At 66.3% G+C, this 16,938-nt stretch carries 21 protein-coding genes and 1 pseudogene; 16 read left to right on the plus strand and 6 right to left on the minus strand.

The features are described from left to right. Window positions 1-31 precede the first annotated feature (31 nt). A complete protein-coding gene (locus tag M8859_RS19720; protein ID WP_249644663.1) occupies window positions 32-931 on the plus strand; it encodes an ABC transporter ATP-binding protein in 900 nt (299 codons plus the stop codon). Further along, window positions 921-1,712, plus strand: a complete 792-nt coding sequence (locus M8859_RS19725; protein WP_249644664.1) for a DUF2705 family protein — start codon at window positions 921-923, stop codon at window positions 1,710-1,712. Before M8859_RS19720 ends, M8859_RS19725 begins: the two co-directional genes overlap by 11 nt. A 220-nt stretch (window positions 1,713-1,932) precedes the next feature. Here the strand turns inward: M8859_RS19725 and M8859_RS19730 are convergent, their stop codons facing one another. Then, window positions 1,933-2,481 carry an SPW repeat domain-containing protein gene (locus tag M8859_RS19730; protein ID WP_249644665.1) on the minus strand — a complete coding sequence of 183 codons (549 nt, stop codon included), beginning with the start codon at window positions 2,479-2,481 and terminating at the stop codon, window positions 1,933-1,935. 111 nt (window positions 2,482-2,592) lie between these two features. Further along, window positions 2,593-2,823: a LapA family protein gene (locus tag M8859_RS19735; protein WP_249644666.1), complete on the minus strand. Its 231-nt coding sequence runs from the start codon at window positions 2,821-2,823 to the stop codon at window positions 2,593-2,595. A gap of 420 nt (window positions 2,824-3,243) precedes the next feature. Here M8859_RS19735 and M8859_RS19740 point away from each other — a divergent pair, with 420 nt between their 5' ends. The 9 genes from M8859_RS19740 to M8859_RS19780 all read left to right on the plus strand — a co-directional run bounded on the left by M8859_RS19740 (window position 3,244) and on the right by M8859_RS19780 (window position 9,221). After that, window positions 3,244-3,801 (plus strand): LGFP repeat-containing protein, encoded by a 558-nt coding sequence (locus M8859_RS19740; protein ID WP_249644667.1) that lies wholly within the window; start codon window positions 3,244-3,246, stop codon window positions 3,799-3,801. 342 nt (window positions 3,802-4,143) lie between these two features. After that, the gene (locus tag M8859_RS19745; RefSeq protein ID WP_249644668.1) at window positions 4,144-4,785 is read left to right on the plus strand and encodes a hypothetical protein; all 642 of its coding nucleotides are present in this window, start codon (window positions 4,144-4,146) and stop codon (window positions 4,783-4,785) included. Further along, entirely contained in the window at window positions 4,782-5,039 is a 258-nt protein-coding gene (locus M8859_RS19750; RefSeq protein ID WP_249644669.1) for an MDR/zinc-dependent alcohol dehydrogenase-like family protein, read from the plus strand. Before M8859_RS19745 ends, M8859_RS19750 begins: the two co-directional genes overlap by 4 nt. A 91-nt stretch (window positions 5,040-5,130) precedes the next feature. Beyond that, window positions 5,131-5,532: a four-helix bundle copper-binding protein gene (locus M8859_RS19755; protein ID WP_249644670.1), complete on the plus strand. Its 402-nt coding sequence runs from the start codon at window positions 5,131-5,133 to the stop codon at window positions 5,530-5,532. A 9-nt stretch (window positions 5,533-5,541) separates the two neighbouring features. Continuing rightward, window positions 5,542-6,054 carry a DUF421 domain-containing protein gene (locus M8859_RS19760; RefSeq protein WP_249644671.1) on the plus strand — a complete coding sequence of 171 codons (513 nt, stop codon included), beginning with the start codon at window positions 5,542-5,544 and terminating at the stop codon, window positions 6,052-6,054. Window positions 6,055-6,087: 33 nt separating this feature from the next. Next, on the plus strand, window positions 6,088-6,459 hold the full coding sequence (locus M8859_RS19765; protein ID WP_249644672.1) for a DUF1622 domain-containing protein: 372 nt from the start codon (window positions 6,088-6,090) through the stop codon (window positions 6,457-6,459). Beyond that, on the plus strand, window positions 6,456-6,743 hold the full coding sequence (locus tag M8859_RS19770; protein WP_249644673.1) for a hypothetical protein: 288 nt from the start codon (window positions 6,456-6,458) through the stop codon (window positions 6,741-6,743). Before M8859_RS19765 ends, M8859_RS19770 begins: the two co-directional genes overlap by 4 nt. Before the next feature lie 360 nt (window positions 6,744-7,103). Continuing rightward, entirely contained in the window at window positions 7,104-8,489 is a 1,386-nt protein-coding gene (locus M8859_RS19775) for a DUF2254 domain-containing protein (protein ID WP_249644674.1), read from the plus strand. 108 nt (window positions 8,490-8,597) lie between these two features. Then, the gene (locus M8859_RS19780) at window positions 8,598-9,221 is read left to right on the plus strand and encodes a transposase (RefSeq protein WP_249644675.1); all 624 of its coding nucleotides are present in this window, start codon (window positions 8,598-8,600) and stop codon (window positions 9,219-9,221) included. 195 nt (window positions 9,222-9,416) lie between these two features. Here M8859_RS19780 and M8859_RS36910 read toward each other — a convergent pair whose 3' ends face one another. Together M8859_RS36910 and M8859_RS19785 are read right to left on the minus strand one after the other, a co-directional pair. Beyond that, window positions 9,417-9,542 carry a hypothetical protein gene (locus tag M8859_RS36910; protein ID WP_283779871.1) on the minus strand — a complete coding sequence of 42 codons (126 nt, stop codon included), beginning with the start codon at window positions 9,540-9,542 and terminating at the stop codon, window positions 9,417-9,419. A gap of 28 nt (window positions 9,543-9,570) precedes the next feature. Further along, window positions 9,571-9,678, minus strand: a pseudogene (locus M8859_RS19785) (winged helix-turn-helix domain-containing protein); the annotation flags it as partial. Window positions 9,679-9,950: 272 nt separating this feature from the next. Between M8859_RS19785 and M8859_RS19790 the strand changes: the two are divergent. Together M8859_RS19790 and M8859_RS19795 are read left to right on the plus strand one after the other, a co-directional pair. Beyond that, window positions 9,951-10,466, plus strand: coding sequence for a copper chaperone PCu(A)C domain-containing protein (locus M8859_RS19790; protein ID WP_249644676.1), 516 nt, complete (start codon window positions 9,951-9,953; stop codon window positions 10,464-10,466). Window positions 10,467-10,705: 239 nt separating this feature from the next. Then, complete coding sequence (locus M8859_RS19795; RefSeq protein ID WP_249644677.1) at window positions 10,706-10,951, plus strand: hypothetical protein; 246 nt, start codon at window positions 10,706-10,708, stop codon at window positions 10,949-10,951. A 158-nt stretch (window positions 10,952-11,109) separates the two neighbouring features. On the opposite strand, the gene M8859_RS19800 is transcribed toward M8859_RS19795, so the two are convergent. Together M8859_RS19800 and M8859_RS19805 are read right to left on the minus strand one after the other, a co-directional pair. Then, window positions 11,110-13,239 (minus strand): hypothetical protein, encoded by a 2,130-nt coding sequence (locus M8859_RS19800; RefSeq protein WP_249644678.1) that lies wholly within the window; start codon window positions 13,237-13,239, stop codon window positions 11,110-11,112. 44 nt (window positions 13,240-13,283) lie between these two features. Beyond that, window positions 13,284-13,760 carry a hypothetical protein gene (locus M8859_RS19805; RefSeq protein ID WP_249644679.1) on the minus strand — a complete coding sequence of 159 codons (477 nt, stop codon included), beginning with the start codon at window positions 13,758-13,760 and terminating at the stop codon, window positions 13,284-13,286. Window positions 13,761-13,990: 230 nt separating this feature from the next. On the opposite strand from M8859_RS19805, the gene M8859_RS19810 reads away from it, so the two are divergent. The 3 genes from M8859_RS19810 to M8859_RS19820 all read left to right on the plus strand — a co-directional run bounded on the left by M8859_RS19810 (window position 13,991) and on the right by M8859_RS19820 (window position 16,914). After that, the gene (locus tag M8859_RS19810; protein ID WP_249644680.1) at window positions 13,991-14,131 is read left to right on the plus strand and encodes a hypothetical protein; all 141 of its coding nucleotides are present in this window, start codon (window positions 13,991-13,993) and stop codon (window positions 14,129-14,131) included. A gap of 992 nt (window positions 14,132-15,123) precedes the next feature. Then, window positions 15,124-15,402 (plus strand): hypothetical protein, encoded by a 279-nt coding sequence (locus tag M8859_RS19815; RefSeq protein ID WP_249644681.1) that lies wholly within the window; start codon window positions 15,124-15,126, stop codon window positions 15,400-15,402. A 399-nt stretch (window positions 15,403-15,801) separates the two neighbouring features. Continuing rightward, window positions 15,802-16,914: an endonuclease/exonuclease/phosphatase family protein gene (locus M8859_RS19820; protein ID WP_249644682.1), complete on the plus strand. Its 1,113-nt coding sequence runs from the start codon at window positions 15,802-15,804 to the stop codon at window positions 16,912-16,914. Window positions 16,915-16,938: the final 24 nt, after the last annotated feature.

Here is a 16,938-nt window from a genome sequence, read left to right on the forward strand (position 1 = left end):
CAAATCTATGAAAGTTCATTACCGTCAGGTCATGGTGAACGTGATCGAGCTGCAAGGGCTCACCAAGACCTATGGCTCGCGGCGCGGGCTGGTGGAGCTGTCTCTCGAGGTCCGCCGCGGTGAGGTCTTCGGCTTTCTCGGCCCGAACGGGGCCGGTAAGTCGACGACCATCCGGCTGCTGCTGGATCTGATCCGGCCTACGGCGGGCAGTGCTCGCGTGCTGGGTCTCGACCCTCGGCGGGATGCGGTCCGGTTGCATGCGGAAATTGGCTACCTCGCAGGCGATTTCGTTGTTCCGGGACGGCAGCGGGTAGGTGCGATGTTGCGGTTCCTGGCGGCGCTGCGCGGCGGTGTGACACCGCAGCGGATCGGCGAGCTGTGTGGGCGCTTGGGGTTGGATCAGGACGCACAGGTGAGCAGCCTGTCCAAGGGGAACCGGCAGAAACTCGGTTTGGTCCAGGCGTTCATGCACTCCCCGCAGTTGCTGATTCTGGACGAGCCGACCTCGGGTCTGGATCCGTTGGGCCAGCAGATCTTCCTGGAGATGGTCGCTGAGGCCTCCGGCAACGGGCAGACGGTGTTCATGTCCAGCCACATCATGAGCGAGGTGGAGGCGGTCGCCGACCGGGTCGGCATCATCCGCGAGGGGAGATTGGTCGCGCTGAACACTGTGTCCGGGTTGCGGGCCACTGCCGTGCGCGATGTGGAGGTCACCTTCGCCGAGCCGGTGACCGCCGACGGGTTCGCCGACCTGCCCGCTGTTCGTGACGTCCGGGTGGACGGCACGGTGCTGCGTTGCCAGGTCACCGGCAGTCCGGACGCACTGCTGCGGGCCATCGTCGCCCATCGCGTGACGGGGCTGCTGGTCACCGAACCCGCTCTCGAGGACCTGTTCCACGGCTACTACACCGGAGAATCCGATGCTGCCTGACATTTACACCCAGACCCTTGTCGACAACCGTCGCTCGCTGATCGCCTGGTCGGTCGGCACGGCCGCTGTCGGCCTGATGTATGCAGGGTTCTATCCGCAAGTGTCCGCAGGAGGTATGGCCGACGCGGTGAGCAGCTACCCGGAGGCGATGCGTGAGGCATTGCGGTTGAACGATATGACCTCCGCCGCGGGCTATCTCGGCTCCAGCGTGTTCGGGCTGCTGCTGCCGTTGTTGGCGATGTTCTTCGGAGTCACCTTCGGTGCCCGCGTGATCGCCGGTGATGAGGAATCCGGGTATCTGGATCTGCTGCTGGCGTATCCGGTCAGCCGCACCGGGCTGGCGCTGCAACGATTCGCTGCCCTGGCCACCGGTGCCGTCGCGATCGGGGTAGTGGTCTTGCTGGGGATGATGGCGATTCGCTCGTCGGCCGATCTGGATTCGATCAGCATCGGTGAGTTCGCGGCGCAAAGCCTGAACCTGACGCTGCTGGCGGTCGTTTTCGGCGCTTTGGCCATTGGGGTCGGCGCAGCGACCGGAAGGCGCGGTCCGGTTCTGGCCGGGACCGCGGGTATCGGAGTGCTGGCCTACGCCGCCAACAGCCTCGCCGGTGTCATCGGCGCCGACTGGCTGAAGTATCTCTCGCCGTTCCACTACTACATCGGCGGAGAACCGCTGCGCAACGGGATCCAATGGACCGACGCCGCAGTCCTGGTCGTGATCTCGGTGGTCCTGGTTGTCTGCGGGCTTGCTCGCTTCAACCACCGCGACCTCACCAACTGACCACGCGCGGAGGCGCCACCACACGTGGCGCCTCACCGCTCGATGACGACCCGGCTGCGCGGGAAGGAGGAAGGAACGGCTTTCATGGTTCGATTTCCTCCACCTGTGGTTAGCCGCGGCTCCAGCGGCTGCCGGCGATCGGATAGACCGTCACAGCACAGACGTCGCAGCGCGCGTTCGCCGATTCCGCTTGTCGGGCTTGCCGAGCGGTCGTCCAGCACTATTCGGGCGTACCGGCGCGCGCGATTCCATCCCGGCCCCCGGAGTTCGAGGGTAGGGCGCGGCGGGCGTCGAGGTGTCCGAGAAGGGTGGCACCGAGAATGACGAGGCCGACAAGAAGATCGTTGACGATGGCAGGAATCGCTTCCTCGGTCGTGCCGTGATCGAACAGCAACGGGGAAATCAGAAGCCAACCGCCCAGAAGAGCGCCGAGAGTGGTGGCGGTGTTCAAACGCAGGGGACGGCTGAGCCGCAGCAAGCCGAGCACGGCGATGGCGCTGCCGGTGAGTACTTCGTTCCAACCGGCCGCGAACCATCCCGTATCGGTGGGATGGGGCCATCGCAGCGGGGCGAGGGCGAGCCAAGCACCGAACAGCAGCGTGATGGTGGATACCAGTCCTGGTAGTTGCGGGCCGGGCACTCGTTGATGCCATCGGACGCGCTGGTCAGCAGTCTCGCGTGAGCCCAATAGCAGGCGTTCGACCAAGCCGCGCTGACCGGGAGGGTCAACTACCGGCAAGTCTTCGGTGGGATGCTTAGCGGCGGTCATCGTAGGTCTTCCGGGAGGCGTTCGGTAGCTGATGCGGATTGGATTCGGCGGGGCTGCGCTGTGCCGCTGGGATGCCCCGCAGCGACCGATACGGGCGGCCGAGCGGGACGGTCAGCTCCCAGCGCGTTCGTGTTTCGCCGTCGGGGTGCGTTGGTGGCGTAGTTGCCAGATGCGGGCGCCTCCGGCCAATCCCATCACCAGCACCCCACCGATGGCGGCGAAGGCCAGCGCTACCCCCAGCGGCAGAGTGAAGCTCCACGGCAGGAAGGAGATCGCGGTCTTGGCGGTGTTCTGCAGAATGAAGATCAGCAGCAGGACCGCGAGGATCGCGCCGACCGCCATCTCGATCCACGCGCGCGCAGTCCATGCCGCCGCGCGGCCGCCCGTGTGTGGCTGCTCCTTCCGATCGCCGTGTTCTCGGCGGAGAAAGTGTTTTCCTGATCTGTTCGTTACCGTTACCGGTTGACTTTCGGCGCTCATGGCGCCCTCCTCGATATTGAGCGCCCATCGGCGCGAGGGCAACGCCAACCGTGACAGGCCCTCCGACCGGGTGTGCTCACAGGTCGGCCTTACACCACAAAGTGTACCCACGCTATTTATTGGCAAACCTTAAATTCCTGTCCGCCCGCGAGCGCCGCTGACTGCTGTTCCCGCAGGTAAGACGCAGGTTTATATGTCCGCGTGTCGTGTCATCCCGGTCGGAGGGGAACGATTTCAGGAAGAGGTCGGCTCATGAACGCTATTCGAGCAATCTCTAGCGGCGTGGCTCTGACGGCAGTCCTGGCAGTGGTTGCGCTGGGTTTGGCGGCCTGCGATTCGGATGAGGAGGTGTGCTGCTGGCCCACCGCCGCGATCGGCACTCGCTATGCCGAACTTTCCGGTCCGACCGGTCCCCTCGGGGACTGCCGAGGTGGGGAGTTCGACAGAGATGGCGGCCGCGTTCAAGACTTCGACAACGGTGCCATCTACTGGACAGACAAGACCGGGGCATGGGAAGTGTATGGACTGATCGGGGAAAAATACGACAGTATGGGCGGGCCCGCGTCCGCGTTGCGATGGCCGGTCAGCGGAGAATTGTCCACGCCGAACGGCCTGGCCCGGTTCAACCGGTTCCAGACCGGCAACATCTATCACTCCCCGGCGGGAACCCACGCCGTCTACGGCGGTATCTTCGGCGAATGGGCCCGGCAAGGCTACGAGAACGGCCGACTCGGATTCCCCACCTCCGACGAACACGACGTCCCCACCGGCCGTCGCATGGATTTCCAACGCGGCTGGATCGAATGGAACGCCACCACGGGGCAACTCACCACCGGGTGAGGCGCGCTCGCCAGGGTCGGCGCGGATCATCGGCGCCGATCCTTCTCCGAGTGCGAGAGCAGCACTTCGGCCCCGGGGAGCATGAATCCGGGGCCGAAGCGGCAGTGGTGCTATACCCGACTGGAGTTCGGCGTCGCCGTCGATGAAACCGGACGCATGAGCGGCGTGGTCACGGCGGCGTATCTCGCCCTGCCCTGCCCCGCAGCTCGGCCCAGGTGTTGTTTCGCAGCCGCACGAACGCCGGTCACTGGAGGTTGGGGACACCGCTTGCGGTGTTCGTGCGTATCGCGGTGAACAGCGGGTAGGCGGTACAAGCATCTACTTCGATGAAATGGAGGCGTCATGAGGGACGTCGACGACAATGTTTCCGCAGGCCGCGGCCGTCCGCTTCGGATTCCGCGTAGCCGGGGAGCCCTCGGCGGGCTCGCGGTGCTGCTCCTGGGCGTGTGGGGTGCGCTGATCCCGTTCGTCGGGCCGTACTTCGATTTCGCGTTCACTCCGGACGAGCCATGGGTGTGGACGGCTGCGCGTGGGTGGCTCCAGGTATTGCCCGGCGTCGCCGCGATCATCGGCGGATTGCTCATGTTGGCAAGCCGCAACCGACTCGTGGCGAGCTTCGGTGGGTGGCTGGCAGTGGCGGCGGGCGTGTGGTTCGTGATCGGGCCGCTGCTGGCGGACCCACTGGGGATCGGGGACGTCGGGGAACCCGTCGCTACGTCCGACCTGAAGCGTGCCGTGCTGCAGCTGACCTACTTCTATGGTCTCGGTGCGCTGATCCTGTTCTTCGCCGCGGCCTCGCTCGGCCGATTGTCAGTGCGTAGCGCACGCGATATCGCCTTCGCGCGACGCGAGATCGATGCCCGAGCCGCCGGAGCAGACAGTCAGCGCCGGATAGCCGACACGCCAGGCCCTGTGGAACCCGGCTCCCGGGCTGATTCCGTAGCGGGGCCGAAGCCGAACAAGCCCGGGCTGCACCGCGGGTGAACAACCCATTCTCGGCGGCGTCTCCCGAAGACGGCGGGCGGGCTCTCGGCTCGGTGAACGCCAACGTCTCGCACTACCGGGCCGCCGCCGAGGCGCTTGCGGACCCGGACGTGCACTGGCTCGAATCGTTGCTGACCCGCCGGGTACCGCCGGCTGCCGCAGCGTTCGTTGCGCACCCCGACGACGTCAAAGTCGTCATCGACCTGGAGGACGGTGACGGCGATGAGCCCGTCCGGAATGGCCCGGATGCGTGAGCGGGCCGATCTCGGGTAGCGCGAACCGGGAGATCTGCGTGCCGCAGGCCGGCAGCCTGCGGCACCCCCGACCGAGAACGAGGAGGACCGTATGAATTCCGTTGCGCCGATGATCGATGCGCACCCTTCGGCACCGGCCCACCGGGACGAGCTGATCGCCTGCCTGCAAGCCTGCCGGGAGTGCGCGGGCACCTGCGCGATGTGCGCGGACGCCTGCCTGAGTGAAGAGGCTGTCGCCGACCTGCGCGCGTGCATCCGCACCGACCTGAACTGCGCCGACATCTGCGTGGCGACCGCAGCCGTGCTTTCCCGCCCCGGCAGCGCCGACACCGCCACGCTCCGATCCCTGCTTGAGACCTGCGCGCTCGCTTGCGGACAGTGCGAGCGGGAATGCGACCGGCACGCAGCACACCACGAGCACTGCCGGCTCTGCGCCGAGGCGTGCCGACGGTGCGCACAGGCGTGCCGGGCGCTGCTGTCCGTGCTGGGCTGAGCCGACGCGATGTGGTTCGATTCGTGGTCCGGCATCGGCCGGGTTCTACTGGTGGGCTCGGCCGCCTACCTGACCCTGGTCGTGGTGCTGCGGGTGTCCGGGAAGCGGACACTGGCGAAGCTGAACGCCTTCGACTTCGTGGTCACCGTGGCGCTCGGCTCGACCCTGGCGACCATCCTGCTCAGCACCGACGTCTCCTGGCTCGAGGGCGCTGTGGCGCTGATACTGCTGGCGGTGCTGCAATTCGCCGCCGCCCTGCTCGCCACCCGCCTGCCCGGCGCGCGCACGCTGCTCACCGCGGGCCCCACCCTGGTGCTGCGAGAGGGGCGCCTGCTCGAGGAGGCGATGCGCGGGCAACGCGTCGGCGCCGCCGACATCCGGCACGCGGTGCGCGCCACCGGCACCGGTGACCTGAGCCGGATCGCCGCGGTGGTTTTGGAGACCGACGGAACCCTGAGTGTGGTCTCCCGCGAGTCGATGGGGAACGGCTCGGCACTGGAGGGAGTAGGGGAAATCCGATGAGCGGGATGCACCGCCGCCGGGAGCTGCCGGGCGTTGGAGATCCTGCCCGAGGAGACGCTGCGCTCTACGGCGGCGGTGCTGGTGATCTCCATCGGGGCGGTGGTCGCGGTGATCGGTTTCCTGCGCGCGCTGCCCCGCAGGGACCCGGACGCGTTCGTTCCGGTACGGCTGACGCTGGGGCGTTTCCTGGCGCTCGGCCTGGAGTTCCAGCTCGCCGGTGACATCCTGTGCACGGCCGTCGTGCCCAGTTTCGACCAGATCGGCAAGCTGGCCGCGATCGCGGCCATCCGGACGGCGCTGAACTACTTCCTCGCCCGCGAGGTCGCCGAGGCGCAATGCATCCTGGGCCGCAAGCGCGACGCGGGCGACGGGCCCGCGGATGTCGGCGACAAGCCGTCGCCGTGACCACCTGGTGGGGTGCGACGGCGGCGCTGTTCGCCGGAGCCGGGGTGGTGCTGGCCGCGCTGGCACTGGTGAGGACCCGCTCGCTGTCGGCGTCGCTGCCAATCCTGCTCGATCTGCTGCTCGTCGCAGGGCTGCTGCGCCTCGGCGCGGCCGATTCCTGGCGGACCATCATCGCCGCCGCGACCGTGGTCGCGCTGCGCCGGCTGCTGACCCGGTCGCTGCGGCACGCAGCGGCGGCACGCGCCGGGTCTGCCGCCGCGATGATCCGCGGGCACCGAGCGTAGGTCCGGCCCTTGCCGCGCGGGCGGCGGATCGAAAGGGCTCAGAGCTGGCTGCGCACCCTCGGCTACCGGGTCAGCCCCGCCGGATTCCCCTCGATGTCGCCGCTGACCGCGGCCGCGGTGGCTCCGCACCGGGCAAGCGGCAGCGGGGCCCGCTCGCGCACCTTCTCCAGTGTTCGGTGGAGAAAGGATCGAGCGCCGGCGAGCGGCTGTCATCGGTAGAAATACCGAACCGGGCGGACGGTCGGTGCGAGTACCTGCCGGAACACCCGTCCGCACCCGCTTCGGCGGCGGATCGTCCAGGACGGCCGTGCCCCGGCGGATCCTCGTGTCCACCGCGCCCCCGCGGGTAAGCTCGGCCAGATGCCGCCAGCCGCCGAATCCGGGACCACCGAGGTCCCCGCTGACATCCGGCGGCCGAACCGGGCCTCCGGCTTCCTCGGCCGCATCCGAGCGCGCAGGCAGGCGCTGCGCGACGCCGTGCGCACCCGGCTGTGGCCGGTGCCCGCCGCCGCCGTCGTCACCGGCATCATCGCGGGCATCCTGCTGCCCGAACTCGATGCCCGCCTCGACCCCGAACTGCCCGCCGCCTTCACCGACTACCTGTTCGGCGGCGGCGCCGACGCCGCCAGGACGATCCTCGGCACCATCGCCACCGCGCTGATAACCGTGACCTCGCTGACCTTCTCGCTCACCCTGGTCACCCTGCAACTGGCCAGCAGCCAGTACTCGCCCCGCCTGCTGCGCACCTTCTCCGGCGACCCCTTCGTGCAGCGCACCCTCGCCCTGCTCCTCGGCACCTTCACCTACGCGCTCACCGTCCTGCGCACCATCCGCAACGCCGACGGCGACGTGAACGAATTCGTCCCGCAGTTCTCGGTCACCACCGCCTACGCCCTCGGCGTCGCCTGCGTACTCGCGCTGGTGTTGTTCCTCGGCCACCTGGTCCGCCAGATCCGCATCGAAACCATGCTCGACCAGGTCGCCACCGAAGCCATCGCCACCGGCCGCCGCCTGCTCCGCCCCCTGGACTCCGACGACCACCCCGCCCCGCCGCCTCCACCCCCGCCGAACCCCCACATCACCGCCGCCGCCGGCTCCGGATTTCTCGTCGAGATCGACGAACAACGCCTCCTCGACATCGCCGTCGACTGCGACACCGTCCTCTGGGTCCAGCACACCGTCGGCGACACGGTCGTCGCCGGCACCCCCGCCGTCCTGCGCCCCGACTCCGGCGACGACATCGACCACCGCATCGCCAGCGCCCTGCACCACGGCCCCGAACGCACCACCACCCAAGACCTCGGCTACGGCATCCGCCAGCTCACCGACGTCGTCGTCCGCGCCCTCTCCCCCGGCATCAACGACCCCACCACCGCCGTGCACGGCCTCAACTCCGCCGCCACCGTCCTGCGCGCCTTCGCCGACCGCCACTGCGGCCCCCTCACCCTCGTCGACCACCACGGCACCGCCCGCGTCCACCTCCCGCGCCCCGACCTGCCCGAACTGCTCGACACGGCCTGCGCCCAGCCGCGGCACTACGGCGCCCACGATCCGCTCGTCCTGCACGGGTTGCTGTCGCTGCTGGGAGCGTTGGGCCACACGTGCCGCCGGGAAGGAGATCGGGCGGCCGTGCGCGAACAGCTCTCGCGGGTGGGGCGCACGATCGCGGATCAGGAGTTCGACGACGGAACTCGGCGGGGATTGGAGGAACACCTCGCGGTGGTGACCGACACAGCGATTCGATGACCTGTGGCGGCCGTGAACTCTCGGCGGGGCTGGTGCACGAACAGGTGACGGTGCTTAGAGCTCCTAACGGGATCGGCCGGGTAGCGGCGAGTCTTGTTGTGGTGCAGCATGTTCAGTCGGGCGGCACCGCGGATCGTGGACGATGGGTTGTGGGCAGTGATCGAGCCGCTACTCCCCGTGCGAGCGCCGGGAACGCCAGGTCCGCCTCGCATGGACAACCGGCTGGTGCTGCAGGGCATCCTGTTCATGCTGTTCACCGGTATCGGATGGGAAGGCCTCCCGCAGGAGCCCGAGCCCGGTCGACCGCCGCAAGACCGGCTCGAAGCACCACGTCCTGACCTGCGGCAACGGGCTACCACTGGTCGTCGCGTTGTTGGGCGCGAACCTCAACGACCGCCTGATGCTGCCCGCGCCGCTCGACTGCGCCCGTTGCGCGGCCGGCCAGGCCCACCGCGGCGCACGATCCGGATGCTGATCGCCGACAAGGGCAACGACTACCCGCGCGTGCACGATGAACTGCGCCGACGCCGCGTCACCGGCTACATCCCCCGGCACAGACCCCCCGACGAGGTCACACCGGCCCGCTGGGTCGTCGAGCAGACCCTGTCCCTGCTGCGCCAATTCCGCCAGCTCGCGACCCGCTGGGAACACCGCACCGACATCCACCGGGGCTTCCTGTCACTGGCGGCCACGCTCATCTGCTGGCGACGACTGCGCAACCAAACCTGTTAGGAGCTTTTGGCCAGCTTCCGATTCCGTCGCAGAGCCGGCGCGCCTGTTCGTCGCTGACGAGGTCTGCGCCATAGTCGCGGGGAAAGGGGGGAGCCGGGGCGGTGGGGTGGACGCGCTCGAGCAGCGCTGCCAGCGCGGTGTGCCCGGTGACACCGGGGCGGTCGAGCAGCGGGTGCAGCACTCCGGCGCGGATGCTCACCAGCCGTTGGGCGGATCGCTCACGCTGGGACTCGAGGTAGGGATCAGGAGCACCGCGGTGGCCACGGCCTCGGTGAGGAGAGCGGTGGCGAGGGTGACCGCGACGACAGTCCGCGCCCGCATACCGAGACTCCGCCCTGGCAGTTCCCGGTCAATACCCGACATCGACGCGATACCCGAGGCCGCGCACGGCGACAACGATCCGCGGAGCGGAGGGGTCGCGCTCGATCTTGGTGCGCAGCCGGGACAGATGCACGTCGGCGCCGTTGCACCGAACGCGGGCCCTGCTCCCATATCACCCGCAGCGCCTGGTCGGCGGCCCCCGCCTCCGTCACACAAAACCCTCGTCCTCCAACGCCAAAAGCAGCGACGCGCGAACATGGTCGTCGTCTTCCACGATCACCAGCTGTGTCATTCAGATCCCTCCGAGCGCCACCTGAAGTACCCCACCCCGCGTCCGAGGAAACTTCTGCGCCCTGCCCGGCACGCATCGACCTGATTCGGACCGGCCTCGCTGGTTATCCGCCCACCATGCGGAGGACAACGCTGATGATGCTGACCGTCCCGCTCGCGATCGTGGCCGGCGGGTGCGCCGACAACGAAGGCGAGAACTCCAGCCACGCCCGCGGCAGCGAGGGCACGGCCGGAGAAGTCACAGTGCAGAACGCCTATCTGGTGCCCGCGCTGCTGCCCGGAACCTGCGTGATCCAGTACGACGCGCCCGCCGAACTGTCGTTCACCGCGACCAACAACGCGGGCGAGCCGGACCGGCTCGTCGGCATCGAAAGCCCGGCGGCGGGATCGGTGCGGATTCAAGCCGATCCCGATGAACTGGTGATCGCCGCCGACGGCGCGCTGGCGGCCGGGCAACCGGTCGAGCAGCCCGATCGCCCGGGCAGCGAAGCCCCGATCACCGTCGATGTCGTCGAGCTGCGGGACTGGGTGCAGCCGGGACGCAACCTCGACATGCGGTTCACCTTCGAAAACGCGGGGACCGTACAGATGGCGATCCCGGTCGACGCCTGCCCCACCCAGCAGACACCCTGAGCGACCGGTGCCGCGTCCCCGGTCTCGTCCCCGGGAAAGTGATAACCAGGAGGCGATGCCTCCCGCTTCCGGCACCGCCGATCGCGGTAAACCGCCCCCGGTTCGTCGTCGAGGCCCCCCGGGACGGTCATCCGTCGAGGCGGTGAGTCCGTGGACGCCAAGATCCCAGAGAGAAGGCGATGTCGAAGGGGTCCGCACCGGGGTCGGGGATGTGGGCCAGGCGGATAGGTCATCGTCGCGTGCGCGGTCAGCCACACGCGGGCGTGGACACCGTCGACCTCGCACGGGACCCGAAGGCGGGCGGCGATCCGACCCAGTATGTCCCCGGTTTCGGCGCGGCTGCCGCGGGCCACGGTGTCGACCGACCGCCAGGCGCGGGCGGGCGCGGTGTAGCAGCGGTGGACCCCCGACACACCCACGGCGCCCGGTACTTCCGCGCTGGCACTGCCGAACAGGCTGGTGTCATCGAGACAGTCTTCGAGTAGTCGATCGGAAGAACCCATGAGCGACGGTTGCCATACCGTAAATCCCCAAGATCGCCGTGGTGATCGACACGGCAGATCTCAAACGGTGCGGGGCTGGAGGATCGGCCCCGGCCCTCATTGGCGAACCCTCCGAATTGGTCGGAGGTATAGGAATTGGGTCAGGTCGGCCTCTTCGCGAGTGCCTTCGCAATTTCGGGTAGGAGGGGTCGCCAAGTCGCGACCAGTGGTCCGGCCGGAATTATCCGGAAACGGGGAATCGGACGAGGTGGATCCGGAATCTTGCAATTCTCGATGACAATCGGCCTCGGCCGTAGATCGGTGCACGTCACGACCTCCTGTCCACGGGCGTCGGTACCGGTCACGCACAGCGGACAGTCGACCAGCTGCCCGATCTCGGTCGTCTCGACGGTCAACCGATCACGCTCCGCGGATAGTCTGTAGTCGAGGGTTCCGCCCGGGACGGTGACGCTACCGGTCGCAGTGGTCAGTAGCTCGCCGTTCAGCGACCATTCGAAGTCGATCGGCAGCGCCATCAGATTCGGCTGGGCATCCAGGACTGTTCGGGAGCGGACACCGAACCGTTGACAGAGCGTCGCTCCCGGATTGAGTTGTTCGCCCTTGGCGCGTACGGAGAATCGAGATCGAAGGTCGATTCGCGGAATGGGGTTGTCGTAGGTTACCCAGGTCATGTGGAACCGGTCGGCTTCCTCGTCCTGCCAAGCCCGCACTCTGGCAAAGCGGCCTGCGCTCGTGCGAACGGCGAAGACGACCCCGCCGAGGAATATCCGTCCGAAGTCGAGAACGAATTCCTCGCCACCGATTGGGATATCTGTCCGAGGTATCCGGCGATCCGTCAACTCGAGCCGAGCCATTCGCTCCGGTGTCAACTGTTCATACGATATCGCTACGACCTGCAATCGCGCTCCGTCTACCGTGGAAACTCCTCGGATTGGCGACCAAACCAGGTCGGCTCCTGGAAATGTGTCCGGTTCGATGGTTCCCGAGTCGAGATCGACAGCGAATCCGGATCGGGATGAATGACTCCCTTCTTCCCTTGCCAGTATGCGGAACTCTGGGATGATCGAGCAGCGCAGCTCCAGATCATCGAGCTCGATGCCGTCGATCCGCAGAGATCCGCCGAACAGGCCGCGCAGACCGCTGGAAGACGAGCTGCGCCAAAGTCTGTTGACAAATTGTTCCAACAGTATCTCGAGGAACTCGACGCCCGCTCGCAGGACGATGAGGACCGACGCCGCGATCGCGGTTCCTACGCCGGGGAATATGACACCGAGCAGGCCGCCGATGATATAGGCGCTCGGCGGGAGCTCGACTTCGACGTCGACGTTCGGTCTCGTGAAGGAAATGGTGACGCCACCGTCTTCTGCCGAGAAATCGGCGAAGAAGGTAAAGGTCGCTTCGATGTCGGCGAGGCGAGTGGTGTGCTCCGCGAACCCGTCGAATCGAATCCTGTTCCCGTCGACTCGTCCTGTGAATCTTCTTATCCGAATATCGTCGATGGTCACCGGGGATCTCAGTTCGAACGGAGACGCGAAACTGTCCGGGGGTATTTCGAGCTCGTCTGCAGCCTCCCTGCGGAACTGTGCGAAGAGAAAACGATTGCTGATCATGAGTAGTGCCGGACTGGCGGGTGGTACGAAGTTCTGCCGTACGTCGTCGATACGACCAGCATTCGGATCACCGCCCGAATCGGCCGACATTCGTATCCCGAGCGCGAGGCAGTCGCGATCCGTGAACTTCATGTCGTTGATGGTCGTCACCCGGATATCGGAGATTGTATTCGCCGAAACCGGGGGTGACAAAGGCATACGCTGAACGTCTTCCCGTAGCGTTTCGGCCAGAATTCTCCGCATTTCCGCCCGCGCCTGTTCGGCCGGTATTCCCTGCTGGTTGAGAGCATTGATGGAGTCCGTATCGAAATCGAGGTCGATGTCGTCGTCCGCGATACCGGTGAAATTCAGGAATATAGAGATTTCCCCGTCCTCCTCAGTCGTTCTAATTCGTTCCTCGATCTGAATTGTGCCACCAAGTCCGGTGATTTCACCGGCGAGCTCCTGCGGTTCGTCGATGACGAGGGTAGAGTCGGAGAAATCGACGAGCAATCGTATGATGGATGGGGTTGCCGCTAGATCGACGGTCGGTGTCCTGAAATTCAGGAATGCGGTCGCCTGGATCGGACTGTCCTCGTCGGTTCTGGATACGATCGGAGGGAAAAGGGACTCGGTGAGGAATGCGTTGGCGATCTGGTTGTTCAGCTCGTCTTCGGACACCTGTAGCAGCGCATCGAAATCCGATGTACGTGTGCGTTGCATCGCTAGTCACGACCTGTCTTGTTCCCGCGGTTCTTTGCGGTGGTGACTGCCACCTCGGCTAGTTCCGCGCCCGGAGGTAAGACGTTCGTCTCTCCCGCCGCGCGGTGAATCCGTTGGAGTAACTTACGCTCGAAACGGGTTAGGTCCACGCCGGCGGCCACGAGCGCATCGACCGGCTGGGTGATGAAAAGCTGGCGGTTCGCGGCATTCTTCGCGAGCCAGTTGACGATCTTGCGGTCGGATTCCTCGATCTTGGACGCGAGCGCCTTCGGCAATCCGGTACCCGCGGCGGCGGTGGCGGTCCCGCCTTGCGCGTGGCGCGATACATCGGTGAGGTGTTTCAGCGCCCCCTGCCGTGCGCCGAACCGAATTCGCACGTTGAGTTTGTAGCCTTGTGGAACCCGTGCGCCAACCCTGTCCAGACGGGCGGAAGAGGCGGCGGAGTCAGTATCGCAGTCGGACGGTGTTGTGTGTTCCATCGTGTCTCCTAACTCGAGCGGTCCGGATTTCGTACCTGATCGGCGAAGTCTGCGGATTGACTTCCGGACATATCGCCAATAACGACCGTACGACTCTGGTGAGGAGAGGCACACGAGTAGCTACCTACTCGGATTTCCTGTGGCGACATGTCTCGCCGCCGAGCCGGAACGGAGTCTCCAAGCACCCGTTCGCCCGCTTGACCACGCCATTGGACAGTTGTTGACCCAGCTTGAACACCACGGAATTCGTCTCGACCCATGTCGGCATGGACGGTCGTGACACGGTCGAGGTCGCCTGCCTCGGCGTACAGTTCCACGAGGACATCCAGAAGGGCTTGACTGTCTTTGCCGCCACGAGACTGATCAAGTAGTGGTCGTAGCCGAGCAGGTTCGGGCCCGAAGCCAGCACATCACCACCACTCGAGGGCAGCAGTTCCCGAGCGGGGGAGAGGCCATTGTTCGCCGTTGCCGGAGAAGCAACTGCTGCCATTGCAGGGCCTCCTCGATTCGGATGGATGGAACCTGCAACGAAAGCTTTGTGGGGTATCCAACACCGTTCGCTATCTGCTGTCGAGAGCTATTCGTGAGCTTCTGCATCGACAAGTCCCTTCCGTCATTGGCTGACGAGTCAAATCGCGTGTCGTTCGGCGGCCGTGGGCTGAAATGGGCAGAGCTGCGAACCGGTGTTCGGCTCCTGGGGGGGACGAAGCGCGGGACCATGGTTCGGCCGATCGGCCCGACCCCGCAGCATCCGCCGCTGTGACCAGCGTGCCCAGACATCGAAATGGCGACTGGGCGCTGGTGGATCGGCCCCAGGAGGGTGGCGTGAGGGGCGAGCTGTTCCCGCTGAGGCACCCGGCGCCCAGTCGGTGGGGATGGACCGGCCGAACCTGGGCGACCCTGATCACCCTGATTGCCCTGGCGTGCTCCCCGTGCCTGCGGGGAGGGGCCCGGAGACGACGAGGGGGATGCCGAGTGAAGGCCGGTGCTCCCCGCGCACGCGGGGGTGAGCCCCTGCAACATCTCGCGCGCAAGCGAGTGCATTGTGCCTCCCCGCACTGCGGAGATCAGCCCAGGTCGCGGGCCGTGTCGCGTGGGATGACAGGTGATGACGCTGTCATCACCTGTCAGTGTGATGCACCTGTTTTGGCTGGTTATGACCCTGTCATCAGCTGAGTGGTACATTCCGTATTGAAATGTAGCGACACGTCGTGAAACGGCAGTTGAGCGGCGGCGATGTGGCAAGGCCAGCTTCTTGACCAGGCCTTTTGCGGCGAGGCGGCCGAGGGTTCGATTCCCCCAGGCGGCTCAAGCAAAGGCCCACATTGACCCGGAGACCGGCGCGGTGTGGATCACACCAGGCATGGAAGGACGACGGCACCCGCACCGTCAATGTGCCGCTGAAAACCGGGCCCGGCTGGATCTGGCGCGTCCACGCGACACGCTGCTGTTCCACACCCGCAACGACACACCCGGCACCGCCTACCACTTCTACAAGAACGCCTGGCAGCCCGCGCTACGCCGCCTCGAGGCGCTGTCGCGCCGGGACTTCAGCTTGTTCACCAAGAAGGCCCTGTGGCGCGGTGAGGACCCCGAACTGCTGCTGGCCTACTACGGCAGCGCGGTCAACACGGTGCGGTAAGCGGCTGAGTCCCTACCCCTGCGCCACACCGGCATCTCCTGGAAGTTGCAGGACGGGGTGCCGCTGTTCGTCGTCTCCCGCGACGCCGGGCACGAATAGTGTGGATCTGGGGACACTCCGACGCCACGGCCGTGATCGGGCCGGGTGGCGTACGTCGCCACCACCCACCACGGCACCCTGCTCTCCTACCGCGAGGGAGAACTCCAACCCGCGACCCCACACGGACGAAATGGAGCCCGGGCGACTATGATCTCGACCGCCGCAGAATTGGAATCGGCGTAGAATTGCTCGAACTCGCCCGGCCCGCAGGCTACCGCACCCTCCAACGAAACGTCATGTGCCACAGTGATACACCACTCCGTCTTATCGAATAGGTGAAATGATCGACCAGGTTGTGGTGTGAGTAACATCAGCAGGGCGTGGCAAGCGTTGCGTGACATGCCGAGGACCGGCCCCATACCGAACGCCGCGAGATCAGCGGCGCGTCTGCCCTCCAGCGGTGCGGACGGTTTGCGGTCTGTTGTGCGAACAGATATCGCCGCCGACGAGTCGCTCGCCCCGGGGTTGAAACGTGCCGTGGACGACCCAGCTACGCCCGAGGTCGACTCGATCCACGGCCGGGATCTGCCCGAACTGGCCGCCGCGCGGGGCTTCGGCAGCAGCAGCGCCACCGATCCACGGCGGCCTCTGCGTACCGGGACCTGGAATGTCGCCGGGCTGCAAACCATCCGGTCCCACGGCATGTGGGACTACAGTCCGCGCGACGTCGACTACTTCGCCAAGGTGCTCAACAGTGTGCACCCTCCACCCGATGTCCTGCTCTTCCAGGAGGGGCAGGTCAGTCGGGCCTTCAACGAGATGTCGGTGGGCCGGGCCAGATCGGATCTACGTGAGCTGGCCAAATCGCTCGGTTACCCGCACATCCACGAAACCGTCATCTCCAGATCGCACATGTCCGCCGACCAAGACTTGTCCATGGCGATCATGAGCAAATTACCGTTCGAGCAAACATGGGCCCGGCGGATCCCGGATCCGGACCTGCCCCTGACCCTGTTCGGCGAGCCGGTCGATCCGCTGCCGCGGTACGTCCAAGGCGCGACAGTCTCCGGCATCACCGTCGTCAATGCGTTCCCCATACCATTGGGCGTCCTCGGACACGACTACGAAACCAGCGGAGGCGCACAGCACGCCACAGAGATCGCCGAGACGCTGCGATCAATGATCAAAGGCCCCACAGTGATCGGCGGCGACATCAACACCGCACGCCCCGAAGTGGTGTACAAGGACCACTTCGACGACATGGGCCTCAGCGCCGCCCTGCCACCCGGCACCAAAACCGTTCCCGGGTGGGACGGCTCACCCGATCAGGTGTACTCCACCCGCGAATTCGCTACCGTCGACAGCCTTGTCGTCCCCACCCGTACCGACCATCATTTGATCTTGACAGATCTCGCCGTCACCGACCCCGATTTGCTCGAAGCCCTCAGCCGAACACGACAGGCACAACCGTAGACAACCGGCTCGCCGCGGGCGGTG

This window comes from Nocardia sputi, assembly GCF_023501985.1.

Bases quoted from the DNA above. Each gene is read 5' to 3' on its own strand.
- M8859_RS19815 (WP_249644681.1), top strand. From the start codon at position 15,124: ATGGAAGGACGACGGCACCCGCACCGTCAATGTGCCGCTGAAAACCGG.
- M8859_RS19780 (WP_249644675.1), top strand. From the start codon at position 8,598: ATGTTCAGTCGGGCGGCACCGCGGATCGTGGACGATGGGTTGTGGGCA.
- M8859_RS19745 (WP_249644668.1), top strand. From the start codon at position 4,144: ATGAGGGACGTCGACGACAATGTTTCCGCAGGCCGCGGCCGTCCGCTT.
- M8859_RS19760 (WP_249644671.1), top strand. From the start codon at position 5,542: ATGTGGTTCGATTCGTGGTCCGGCATCGGCCGGGTTCTACTGGTGGGC.
- M8859_RS19720 (WP_249644663.1), top strand. From the start codon at position 32: ATGGTGAACGTGATCGAGCTGCAAGGGCTCACCAAGACCTATGGCTCG.
- M8859_RS36910 (WP_283779871.1), bottom strand. From the start codon at position 9,542: ATGCGGGCGCGGACTGTCGTCGCGGTCACCCTCGCCACCGCTCTCCTC.
- M8859_RS19735 (WP_249644666.1), bottom strand. From the start codon at position 2,823: ATGGCGGTCGGCGCGATCCTCGCGGTCCTGCTGCTGATCTTCATTCTG.
- M8859_RS19805 (WP_249644679.1), bottom strand. From the start codon at position 13,760: ATGGAACACACAACACCGTCCGACTGCGATACTGACTCCGCCGCCTCT.
- M8859_RS19775 (WP_249644674.1), top strand. From the start codon at position 7,104: ATGCCGCCAGCCGCCGAATCCGGGACCACCGAGGTCCCCGCTGACATC.
- M8859_RS19730 (WP_249644665.1), bottom strand. From the start codon at position 2,481: ATGACCGCCGCTAAGCATCCCACCGAAGACTTGCCGGTAGTTGACCCT.
- M8859_RS19790 (WP_249644676.1), top strand. From the start codon at position 9,951: ATGCGGAGGACAACGCTGATGATGCTGACCGTCCCGCTCGCGATCGTG.
- M8859_RS19725 (WP_249644664.1), top strand. From the start codon at position 921: ATGCTGCCTGACATTTACACCCAGACCCTTGTCGACAACCGTCGCTCG.
- M8859_RS19755 (WP_249644670.1), top strand. From the start codon at position 5,131: ATGAATTCCGTTGCGCCGATGATCGATGCGCACCCTTCGGCACCGGCC.